The 10,182-nt window shown below is 70.0% G+C and carries 12 protein-coding genes and 1 other RNA gene; 9 read left to right on the forward strand and 4 right to left on the reverse strand.

What is annotated here, in order from left to right; all coding sequences use genetic code 11:
* A partial coding sequence (locus ACSNOD_RS22885) for a MerR family transcriptional regulator (protein ID WP_436768899.1) occupies nt 1-273 on the reverse strand: 273 nt, incomplete at its 3' end.
* A gap of 99 nt (nt 274-372) precedes the next feature.
* Here ACSNOD_RS22885 and rnpB point away from each other — a divergent pair.
* From rnpB to tgmC, 7 genes are all read left to right on the forward strand, one after another.
* Nucleotides 373-776: RNase P RNA component class A (gene rnpB, locus ACSNOD_RS22890), an RNA gene on the forward strand.
* A 194-nt stretch (nt 777-970) separates the two neighbouring features.
* Entirely contained in the window at nt 971-1,723 is a 753-nt protein-coding gene (locus ACSNOD_RS22895) for a DUF6879 family protein (protein ID WP_436768900.1), read from the forward strand.
* Entirely contained in the window at nt 1,720-2,565 is an 846-nt protein-coding gene (locus ACSNOD_RS22900; RefSeq protein ID WP_436768901.1) for a helix-turn-helix domain-containing protein, read from the forward strand. The genes ACSNOD_RS22895 and ACSNOD_RS22900 overlap by 4 nt, the downstream gene beginning before the upstream one ends.
* Before the next feature lie 87 nt (nt 2,566-2,652).
* The gene (locus ACSNOD_RS22905) at nt 2,653-3,048 is read left to right on the forward strand and encodes a DUF6415 family natural product biosynthesis protein (RefSeq protein ID WP_436768902.1); all 396 of its coding nucleotides are present in this window, start codon (nt 2,653-2,655) and stop codon (nt 3,046-3,048) included.
* A 111-nt stretch (nt 3,049-3,159) separates the two neighbouring features.
* Complete coding sequence (gene tgmA, locus ACSNOD_RS22910) at nt 3,160-3,462, forward strand: putative ATP-grasp-modified RiPP (RefSeq protein ID WP_436768910.1); 303 nt, start codon at nt 3,160-3,162, stop codon at nt 3,460-3,462.
* A complete protein-coding gene (gene tgmB / locus ACSNOD_RS22915; protein ID WP_436768903.1) occupies nt 3,459-4,427 on the forward strand; it encodes an ATP-grasp ribosomal peptide maturase in 969 nt (322 codons plus the stop codon). Before tgmA ends, tgmB begins: the two co-directional genes overlap by 4 nt.
* On the forward strand, nt 4,411-5,604 hold the full coding sequence (gene tgmC, locus ACSNOD_RS22920; RefSeq protein ID WP_436768904.1) for an ATP-grasp peptide maturase system methyltransferase: 1,194 nt from the start codon (nt 4,411-4,413) through the stop codon (nt 5,602-5,604). The genes tgmB and tgmC overlap by 17 nt, the downstream gene beginning before the upstream one ends.
* A gap of 252 nt (nt 5,605-5,856) precedes the next feature.
* Here the strand turns inward: tgmC and ACSNOD_RS22925 are convergent, their stop codons facing one another.
* Together ACSNOD_RS22925 and ACSNOD_RS22930 are read right to left on the reverse strand one after the other, a co-directional pair.
* A complete protein-coding gene (locus ACSNOD_RS22925; protein ID WP_436768905.1) occupies nt 5,857-6,234 on the reverse strand; it encodes a hypothetical protein in 378 nt (125 codons plus the stop codon).
* A 473-nt stretch (nt 6,235-6,707) separates the two neighbouring features.
* Nucleotides 6,708-7,265 (reverse strand): DUF1360 domain-containing protein, encoded by a 558-nt coding sequence (locus tag ACSNOD_RS22930; RefSeq protein WP_436768906.1) that lies wholly within the window; start codon nt 7,263-7,265, stop codon nt 6,708-6,710.
* Nucleotides 7,266-7,474: 209 nt separating this feature from the next.
* Between ACSNOD_RS22930 and ACSNOD_RS22935 the strand changes: the two genes are divergently transcribed.
* Together ACSNOD_RS22935 and ACSNOD_RS22940 are read left to right on the forward strand one after the other, a co-directional pair.
* Nucleotides 7,475-8,722, forward strand: a complete 1,248-nt coding sequence (locus tag ACSNOD_RS22935) for a hypothetical protein (RefSeq protein ID WP_436768907.1) — start codon at nt 7,475-7,477, stop codon at nt 8,720-8,722.
* An 11-nt stretch (nt 8,723-8,733) separates the two neighbouring features.
* Nucleotides 8,734-9,327 (forward strand): hemerythrin domain-containing protein, encoded by a 594-nt coding sequence (locus ACSNOD_RS22940; protein ID WP_436768908.1) that lies wholly within the window; start codon nt 8,734-8,736, stop codon nt 9,325-9,327.
* Nucleotides 9,328-9,385: 58 nt separating this feature from the next.
* Here the strand turns inward: ACSNOD_RS22940 and ACSNOD_RS22945 are convergent, their stop codons facing one another.
* Complete coding sequence (locus tag ACSNOD_RS22945; protein ID WP_436768909.1) at nt 9,386-10,117, reverse strand: YqjF family protein; 732 nt, start codon at nt 10,115-10,117, stop codon at nt 9,386-9,388.
* Nucleotides 10,118-10,182: the final 65 nt, after the last annotated feature.

Genomic DNA, 10,182 nt, shown 5'->3' on the forward strand with positions numbered 1-10,182 from the left:
CGCCTCCTGGCGGGCGAGGTCGGCGTCGAGCTCGGCCAGCACCTCGGGGAGGGTGCGGCCGGCGTCGTCGGCCAGCACGTCCCGTACCTCGTCGAGGCTCAGCCCCAGCTCGGTCAGCCGGCGCAGCCGCACGAGCTCGACGACGTCCCGCAGCCCGTACTCCCGATAGCCGTTGGCGCGACGTTCGGGCTCGGGCAGCAGGCCCAGATGGTGGTAGTGGCGTACGGCCCTGGTGGTGACGCCGCCGAGCGCGGCGAGCTCTCCGATCCGCATGGGGGCCATGAGAGAGGTTGACGTCGCGGCAAGGTCAACCCGGTGGGCGGCGGGTGCGGAGGGGGCGGTACCTGCGGGTAGCATGGGGATCACGGCAGACGAGCCGAGCGGGCGGTCGCGTCAGGACCCTGTGGTCCTGCCGAGGAACGTCCGGGCTCCACAGGGCAGGGTGGTGGGTAACGCCCACCCGGGGTGACCCGCGGGACAGTGCCACAGAAAGCAAACCGCCGGGCGTCGCGAGACGTCAGGTAAGGGTGAAACGGTGGTGTAAGAGACCACCAGCGTCCGAGGTGACTCGGACGGCTCGGTAAACCCCACCCGGAGCAAGGTCAAGAGGGGCCGTCCCCGGACGGCCCTGCGCGGACGATCGAGGGCTGCCCGCCCGAGTCCGCGGGTAGACCGCACGAGGCCGGCGGCAACGCCGGCCCTAGATGGATGACCGCCTCCCCGAGGGCCGCGAGGCCCCCGGGAGACAGAACCCGGCGTACAGCTCGACTCGTCTGCCTCACCCGCCCCTGACCTGCGGAAACGCGGTCGGGGGCGGCTTGGTTTCGGCCCCTGGGGAGTATCGGCCGAAACGCTCGGACTTTCCGCCTGCGCCGGCCAGCCGATGAGGGTCTGTTGTGTTTCTCGGCTGTATCGCTACGGTGCGTCCCCTCACCGGTGGCTTGCCGGTGTGCGGGAGAGGAGATGCTTCGTGGCTCGCAGGTTGTGGATGATCGGCACGAACTCCGGAAACAACGGCTGTCCCACGCTGTACGAAGACCTCGACACGGGAGACATCCTCGTGCAGGGCGACGAGGTCACCGATCCCGAGGACATCGCTCAGCTCAAGAACGTCAAGGCTGGGGAAGGCGTCGTCACCGTGCCGCGGGAGTTGCTCGTGAACTTCGGCCCCAAGGGGATGGAGCACGTGCCGGTGCTGATCGGCTTCGACGAGTTCGACGGCATGTTCGAGACGTTTGAGCATGCGGCGTGGCGTCTGGAAACCCGGCGCGCCTATCAGTCGGATGTCGAGACGGACACGTACCAGCGGTTCGCTCGTGGCGAAGATGCCGGCTACGACCTCAACGACCCTTGGTGCGTCTCTCGCCGCCGACAGACAGCCCTCGGGAAGCGCTTCGAGCGCGTCAGGATCGTGGATGATCCAGCCACTACGGGCCAGCTCTACCTCCTCGACGGGGCCCGCCGGAATGCTGCCGTGGGGGAGGACATCCGTAACCTCCGGCGCACTGACGCCGAGCGCCTCGGGCTGCCCGCCGAGGATTTCTGGATCTTCGACTCGCGCGTGGTCGCACTACTGCACTTCGACGACGCGGACCGCATGACCGGAGTCGAACTGATCACCGACCCTGTGAAGGTCGTCCGCTACTGCCAAGTGCGGGACGCGGCTTGGCACCACGCCATCCCTCATGAACAGTTCTCCGCTCGGGTAGCTTCCGGTGGGTGACGACCGACTTCCAGCAGGGACGGGTGGCTCTCGGTGCGCGGCTGCGCGAACTGCGCACCGAGGCGCGGCTCACCGTCCGCCAACTGGCCGAAAGGTGCGGCTGGGCGCATTCGAAGGTGTCGAAGCTGGAGAACGGCCGGCAAACGGTCACGCACGACGACCTGGAGACCTGGGCACGGGAGACGGGAAGGCCCGAGGCCGGTGAGGAGTTAAAGGCCCGCCTGCGCGGCTTGGAGACCCATCAGCGCAGCTGGCGCCGGCAGTTGGCCGCTGGTCACCGGCCGGTACAGGAAGCGCTGACCGTCGAATATCAGCGATCGTCGACCATGCGCGCCTGGGAAGCCGCGATGCTGGTGGGCATCCTCCAAACCGCCGAGTATGCTCGCCATGTCTTCACGAGGTACGCCGAGCTTCATCAATCGGTCAGAGACGTGGACGAGGCAGTACGCGCGCGCATGAGGCGACAGGAAACGCTGTACGCGCCGGGCAAGCGGTACGACATCGTCATGGGCGAGGCGGCGCTGTACGCGCGCGTTTGCCCCGCGGACGTTCTCGCCGGACAACTCGACCGTCTCATGGGCGTCGCCACCGGCCTCGACACGGTCTCTCTGGGCATCGTGCCCTTCACGGCCTCCTTGGGCATCCCGCCGGCCAACGGCTTCTGGATTTACGACGAGCGCTTGGTCATCGTTGAGGACTGGCACGCCGAACTATGGCTGGACGATGCCGAGAACATCGCTCTGTACCTCCGCGTCTGGGACATTCTGCGCCAGTCCGCGGTCTATGGGCGTCCCGCTCACCGGCTGATCGCACGAGCGCGAGCGGCCCTGGACCTCACGTAAGCACCACCGCGAAACCCTCCGACGGCCGTGAGAAACATCGAGAAACACCACGGAACGTAAGAAACAATCCCACCTACGGTCCTGCTCATGAGGAGCACGGCCACGTCGGTCCACGAGAACGCGGAGAGCAAAGACCCGACCGCCACGGGACGAGAAGGCGGCCACGTCGATGTTCCGGGCCTTGCGCAGGTGATCGATACCGCGCTCGCGGCCGCTGGGCTCCGCCCCTCGCGCGAAGAGTTGGCCGACCTGGAGCACCGGCTGCGCCATCACATCGCCGCCATGTGCCCCGTCGTACAGGCCGTGGTGGATCGCCTGAACCGCGGTGGCCCCCACTGGTACTTGGCTCAGGCCACCCTCGACACGGCCCGATGGGCTCTGTCGGAGGGGCGGGGCGACGACCTCATGTCGGCGCAGTGTCGTGTGACCCGCCTCGCCAGGTCCTGCCGGGCGTTGCTCAACGGTTGGCAGCGATGGTCATGAGGGGGCACCGCACCCTGCTTGATGGCACCGCCATGGCCGGTACCGACGCCCAGCCGCCGAGGCGGTGCACCACCGCACAGTCCTATCCGTCTCCGAATGGAAAGGCACGCGATGTTCACCTACTCCAACCGATTCCCCACCGGGACACCGCTCCCCCAGGGGCACCCGACCTCCGTACCGTGGGCGCTGCGCCGCGTCGCCCCGTACCCACCGGTTCAGGCGCACCAGTACGCCCGCGTCGAGCTGGATGCCGAAACGCAGATTGCCCGCTACCTGGCGGCCGACGGCACGGTGGTCATGGCTCCGGGGCACGGGACGTCGTCGGGCACCAATCCGCCCACCGGGACCACCGGGCAGGGTGACCGGCAGGGCGATGCGCCCGACAGCGACCAGGGGAACGACACCGACCAGTGACGGACTCTCGCCCGGTCGCGGTGGTGACCAACCTGGACGATCCGACCGCGGACCTAGTGATCGCCGAGCTGCACGACCGGGGTGTCCCGGTCGTGCGGTTCGACTCCGGTGACTTCCCCGCCACCTTGTCGTGCTCCGCTGTCATCGGCGGTGAAGCGACGCGGTGGCGCGGAAGCGTGCAGACCCCGACCCGCACCGTCCACCTCGGCGCCGTCCGGTCCCTGTACTACCGGCGCCCCTCCGGGTTCGCCTTCCCGCACCTGGACCCCCAGGACGCACGGTTCGCCGCCGCCCAGGCCCGTTACGGGCTCGGTGGCGTCCTCGTGTCGCTCCCCGATTGCCTGTACGTCAACCACCCCAACCGCATCGGCGACGCCGAGTACAAACCCGCCGGTCTCGCCGCCGCAGCAGCATGCGGCTTCACCGTTCCGCCCACGCTGATCACCAACCGGCCCGACGACGCCTGCACCTTCATCAAGCGACACGGGCCCGTCATCTTCAAGCCCATCGCCGTGCCGCTCTACCTCGTCGACGGCACAGCGCAGACCGTGCCCGTCACCGTGGTCGAGGCCGACGAGATCGACGACTCGGTCACCGGCACCATGCACCTCTTCCAGGCGCAGGTGGACAAGATCGCCGACGTGCGCGTGACCGTGATCGGGGATCGCGTCTTCGCGGTGCGCATCGAGTCGGGACTGCTCGACTGGCGCACCGACTACAGCACCCACACCTACACCCCTCTCCCGCCACCGCCGGACGTCGAACGCGCGCTCTTCGCCTACCTCCGCCACTTCGGGCTCGTCTTCGGCGCCTTCGACTTCGCCCTCACCCCCTGCGGTGAGTGGACGTTCATCGAGTGCAACCCCTCCGGGCAATGGGCATGGATGGAGCTTCCCACGGGCCTGCCCATGACCGCGGCCCTGGCTGATCTCCTGGAACGAGGCACCCATGACCGCCGAACCTGACACCGACGCCATCGCCGCCGACCTGCGGCACCAACTCGTCGCGCGCCTCACCGAGGGCGGCTGGCTACGCTCCCCGCAATGGCACGCCGCCGTTGAAACCGTCCCTCGCCACGAGTTCGTGCGTCGCTTCTACCGGGAAACCGACGCCCCCGGGCTGACCACCTGGGCGCCGGTCACCCCTGAACTCTCCGGCGTCAAGGAATGGCTTCAGCAGGCGTACGCCGACGAAACCCTCATCACACAGTTCGACCGGCAAGAGATCGACTGGAGCGACCCGCAGCCGATCCGCGGCGCGCACCCGACGTCGTCCTCGACACTGCCGGCACTGGTCGTCCGCATGCTGGAAGAACTCCAGGTCCACGACGGCATGAACGTGATGGAGATCGGCACCGGAACGGGCTACTCGACCGCCCTCCTGTGCCACCGCCTCGGCGCCCAACAGGTCACCTCCATCGAAACCGACCCCGACGTCGCCGCCCGCGCCCGCGACGCGCTGCGCCGCTGCGGATACACCCCACGCCTCCTCGTCGGAGACGGTCTCGCCGGAGACCCCGACGGCGCCCCCTATGACCGGACCATCGCCACCTGCGGCGTCCGCCACATCCCCCACGCGTGGGTGCGGCAGACCCGCCCCGGCGGGCTCATCCTCGCCACCCTCCGCGGCTGGATGCGCTCCCTCGGCCTCGTCCGCCTCACCATCGACCACGACGACCGCGCCGAGGGCCGCTTCATCGCAGGCGACCCGAGCTTCATGATCGCCCGCCAGCAGGACGCCCCCGAAAACCTCGGCATGATCCCCTCGCCGGACCAGGGCACCACGCGCAGCACCCCACACGGGCCCGACACACTCACCGATCCCGGCACAGGGTTCATCGCACAGCTCGCCATGCCCAGCGCCCGCTTCTTCTCCATGCCGGCCGACGACGGCACCCCGTGCACGTATGTGCTGAACGTTGCGGACGAGTCGTTCGCCGTCCTCACGCCCAAGGCCACCGACGAGTGGAGCGTCCGCCAAGGTGGCCTTGTGAGGTTGTGGGACGCGTTCGAGGCCGCACTCGCCCGCTGGCACGCCGCCGGCACTCCTGAGGTCACCGACTTCGGCGTCACGGTCACGCCGCAGATCCAATCCCTCTGGATGGGCGCACCCAACGGCCCGAGCTGGCGTTTGCCCACATAGGCAAGCCGACATGGTTGCCCACGGGATTGTGGCTGCGCGCCGCCTACAGCGACCCCTATCTGACGGAAGCGGCCCGCGAAAGCTCGCCGAAGCCGGGCACCGGCCCCATGTGGCCACCGTGGACGCGCCCAGCGCCCAGCGACATGCCCGGAACCTATGACCGCGTTTCATGGGCGTCCGCCACGGCAACGACTACCCGCCCCGCCTCATGACCCGCTACCCGATGAGCACCGGGGCCCATGGCTGCGGCCGTCAGGAGACGCGAAGCGGCTCTCCGAGGGGGTCATACCAGTTGAGGCTGTGGGACACCGTTTCGGTCCCCTCCGGAGTGATGGGAATGAACTTACCCAGACCGTCACTCGTGTCGACCGAACCGCCGTTCGGGACAGTGCACTCCACCTTGTCGCCCTTCACCTGACAGGTGCCCACCTTGACCCCGTCGCTCACCAGATCGAGCGGTGACGCGTTGGCGGCTCGGAACGTCGTGCCGGCCTGCGGTTGGTCCGGGAGACGCCCCGCGGCGGCCGCGGAGGCGTTGCCCTGGGAGAAGAGCAGTACTGCTGTGCAGGCCGCTGCCGTGAATGCCGTGAACACCCCCCGGCGCCGCGACGCTGTCATTTTCACGCGCATGATTTTCCCCCTTCGCGGACCGACTTCCCTTTCGCAGAGCTATGCCAGGAAAGCGGCCTTTAGCACGTTACGAAGAGACGCATGCGCGTGATTAGCCCGGACGGGTAGCGCCTCGCTGGTGCGTTCCCCTTCGTGGTGCCCAATGGCACTGCCAAGCTGTGACCGCTCAGGTAAGGCCCCCCGGTGCCGCAGAGCGCGCCGGGGCCCATGGCCGCGGCCGTCAGGCGGGGGTCGGACATCGGAGCGGACAGGCCGACGGCCTGCCCGCGTCCCGCGACGTCCTACCAGCCCTGGTCCGCTATCGGCTCCAGGCGCGGTCTTCCCATACGGGTCCTCGTAGTTCGGCAAACCCACGCTGCTGAACACGCGGAATCCCGCCGGTGCCACCGGCTGATGGAAGCCGCCCGCCAGTCGCGCTCCGCTTCCGCCACCTCCGCGCGCGGGACCACTACGCCGCCACGGCGTCCGTCGCGTCAGTCGTCCCCGGTCACCTTCTCCATCAGGCCCGTGTACGCGAACTGCAGCGCGTCCGCTCCCGCCACGGAGGCAAGGACCGCCGTGACCGTGCCGGTCGCCCGGGGCCACAGGCAGCGGCTCGCGGTCAGCGCGGTGCCCACCCACAGGCTCATGCAGAACGGGCAGGTCATCAGCTCCCCGACCGTGTGCCGGTGGCCGCCGCGCGAGCGCTCGCTGACCTCCGCCGGGCCCTGCGCGCCCTCGTACGTGGTGAAGGGCGCCCGCAGCGGGCGGGTGACCGCGGCCTTGGTCAGCAGGCGGCTGAGCCGGAACGTGGCGACCGCCGTCAGGGCGATGTCCCGGGCGTCGTGCCGCTCCGGCAGCCGGCGGCCCGAGCGCCGGATCAGGGCCGCCCAGCCCCCGGCGTAGGCGGCGTACGCGGCCATCGCCGCCGCGTAACCGCCCAGCGGCCGACCCTCCGTCGCCGCCTCCGCGTCGGCCCCACCGGCCGCCGAGCCGGTCTCCGCCCCCGCTCCCGCGTCCGTCTCCGCCGCTTCTCCGCTCGTCGTCCCCACCGGCACCCCTCTCGCCCTCGTCCCACCCTCATCTCGTCGCGGAGGCAGGTTCCCCCGTCACAGCCCGTTATGCAGCCGGCGCGGTCCGGTTCCGCCCGCCGGCCGGCCGACGGGCGGGTTCGGCCACGGATGGAGCAAGCCCCGGACTCCGCCGTTCCCCCGGCGCCTTCCTGGGTACCCGGCCGCGCATCCCCATCGAGGAGGACCGGATGGCGTTCAATCCGCTGGAGCAGCGCGGCATCCCGCTGGACCGCCAGGTCAGGAACTGGCGTGAGCTCGACGTCGAGCCGATCGACCCGGACCGCTGCGATCCGTACACCCGCTGCCGGATCATCACCATGAACGGCATCGAGGTCGAAGCGATCCTCTTCAGCCACCAGCTGGCCAGAAACACCGTCGATCCCGACGTCAAGCGGCAGCTGGCGCAGACCCGCTACATCGAGGCCCAGCAGCAGAAGGTGGTCAACTGGCTGTTGCCCGGCGTGTCCTCGATTCTGGAGACCACGATCGCGTACGAGCAGGTCGCGGTCGACCTCACCGCCTGGGTGGCCCGGATGGAGCCGGACCCGTACCTCAAGCAGGCCTACCAGTTCGGCGTGCTGGAGGACTTCGACCACCTGTACCGGTACGCCAACCTGTACGAGATGATCGAGCACCGCAAGGCCGAGTCGATCGTCGACAACCTCACCGAGGTCATTCCGGGGCGCCCGACGAAGTACCACCACCGGCACCCGTACGACAACGTCCGCGACCCCTACGACCGCACCACCACGAACCCGCTCTCCAAGCTGCACGCGCTGACGGTCATGTCGGCCGAGCAGCAGACGATGAACTTCTACATGAACACCGGGCCCACCTGTATGGAGCCCATCGCGCGCCAGCTCTACCAGGAGATCGGGCTCATCGAGGAGGAGCACGTCACCCACTACGAGTCGCTCGTCGACCCCGGCGAGACCTGGTGGGAGCAGCTCGTCAACCACGAGTACAACGAGTGCTACCTGTACTACTCCTTCATGGAGCAGGAGAGCGACCCCAAGGTCAAGGCCGTCTGGGAGCTGCACCTGAACATGGAGCTCGAACACCTCCACCTCGCCTGCGACCTGATGCGCCGCCACGACGGCCGCGACCCCGCCTCCGTGCTGGCCCCGGAGCTGCCGAACGTCCTGACGTTCGAGCCGAACAAGGCGTACGTGCGCGAGCTGCTCGACACTCAGCTGGACCTCACCACCCTGGGCGCCGGCTACGTACGGGAGGCGCACGAGCGCTTCGAGCAGATGCAGGCGCGGCTCAACGGCGGGGAGGAGCCGCCCAGCGAGCGCGTCATGGCCCGGCACGGCGAGGTGTTCGGGCGCGAGTACCGCCTGGAGACGGAGGGCCCGCACCCCGACCCCGCCCTGCGCGAGAAGACCGGCGGGAAGAACGGCGGAAAGACCGGCGGGAAGACCCGCGAGAAGTAGGAGGCGACGACGTGTCCCGGATCGAAACGCCCCAGGCCGGCGACGACACGGCCACGGACGACGACGTCGTGGCCCTGCTCATGCGGCAGCACGGCGACATCCGCAACCTCTTCGACGAGGTCGAGCTCGCCACCGGTGACGCCCGGCGGGACGCCTTTCGCAGGCTCGTCCGCCTCCTGGCGGTCCACGAGACCGCGGAGGAGGAAGTGGTCCACCCCTTCGCCCGCCGCCGCGTCCCCGGCGGCGACGAGGTCGTCGACGACCGGCTCGCCGAGGAGCGGGCCGCCAAGGAGACGCTCGCCGCGCTCGACGGCATGGCCACCGACGACCCCGACTTCCTGCCCCGCCTGCGAAAGCTCCGCGCGGACGTCCAGGAGCACGCGCGGGCGGAGGAGCGGTACGAGTTCATCCACATCCGCCGCGGCGCCGAGCCCGCCATGCTGGCCTCGCTGGCCAAGGGCGTCAAGGCGGCCGAGGCCATGGCGCCCACCCGCCCGCACCCCGGCGTGGAGTCCGCCACGGCCAATGTCGCCCTGGGCCCGGTCGCCGCGCTGATGGACCGCACCAGGGACGCGGTCCGCAGGGCCATGGGCAAGGACGGCTGAGCCGCCGGCCCGCGAAGGCGGCGGTTCCGGTTCCTCAGCCCGCCCGGTTCCTCAGTCCTCAGCCCGCCCCGTGGAGGCGGGCGCGCCGCGGAACGCCCAGCCGGACCCGGCGGACGCCCGGGGAGAAGTGCGCGACCGGGTCGCCCACGGGGGCCGCCAGCCCCGCGTGGGCGGTCAGGTCCTCCCGGAGGTCGAGCACGGTCGCGCGCGCCAGGGGCCAGGGCTCGTGCTCGACCGGGGTTGCCAGGATCACCCCGGCCCGCCGGGTGAAGCACCGCCAGCGGGAGGTCAGCCACACGTCCCGCTCCGTCGCCGCCTCGACCGGGGCGCTGACCTCCACCGCCAGGCGGTACGCGGGGCCGCGCCCGCCACCCCCGCCGCGCCGCTCACCCGCGTAGCGCACCACCCGCCCCTCCCGTCCCACGCGCAGCCTCGCCACGTGGTACGGCACACCGATGGCACGGGCCGCGAGCAGCAGCGGATTGCCGACCTCGATGGACAGGAACCAGATGCCGTCCTCGCCGCCGGGCAGGCGGACGTAGGTGCGCAGATTGGCCTCGGGGAACTCGCGGTTCGGGAGCGGCACCGCCCCGGCGAGCTTCACCGACGCCATCACGAAGGGCGTGAAGCCCACCCACGCGGCGCCGTCGAGGACATCCGCCGTGAGGCCGTCCGGCAGCAGCGCCTGGACCTGGTCCGGGGGGTACGGCCAGTGGACGAACGACTGCTCCAGCCACCCGGCGGTCAGCAGGGGCGCCCGCACTCTCTGCTCGGCCGAGAACGAGGTCATGCCAGCACCTGCCCGCGTACGGCGTCCCATCGCCCCGAAGGGGGTGTATGTGTGATTTTATGCCC

This window comes from Streptomyces sp. URMC 123, assembly GCF_051386515.1.
Lineage (GTDB): Bacteria > Actinomycetota > Actinomycetes > Streptomycetales > Streptomycetaceae > Streptomyces.

What these genes read in the sequence shown, in the direction of transcription:
- ACSNOD_RS22945 (WP_436768909.1), bottom strand. Translation starts at nt 10,117, where the DNA reads ATGACCTCGTTCTCGGCCGAGCAGAGAGTGCGGGCGCCCCTGCTGACC.
- tgmC (WP_436768904.1), top strand. Translation starts at nt 4,411, where the DNA reads ATGACCGCCGAACCTGACACCGACGCCATCGCCGCCGACCTGCGGCAC.
- tgmA (WP_436768910.1), top strand. Translation starts at nt 3,160, where the DNA reads ATGTTCACCTACTCCAACCGATTCCCCACCGGGACACCGCTCCCCCAG.
- ACSNOD_RS22905 (WP_436768902.1), top strand. Translation starts at nt 2,653, where the DNA reads ATGAGGAGCACGGCCACGTCGGTCCACGAGAACGCGGAGAGCAAAGAC.
- ACSNOD_RS22925 (WP_436768905.1), bottom strand. Translation starts at nt 6,234, where the DNA reads ATGCGCGTGAAAATGACAGCGTCGCGGCGCCGGGGGGTGTTCACGGCA.
- ACSNOD_RS22935 (WP_436768907.1), top strand. Translation starts at nt 7,475, where the DNA reads ATGGCGTTCAATCCGCTGGAGCAGCGCGGCATCCCGCTGGACCGCCAG.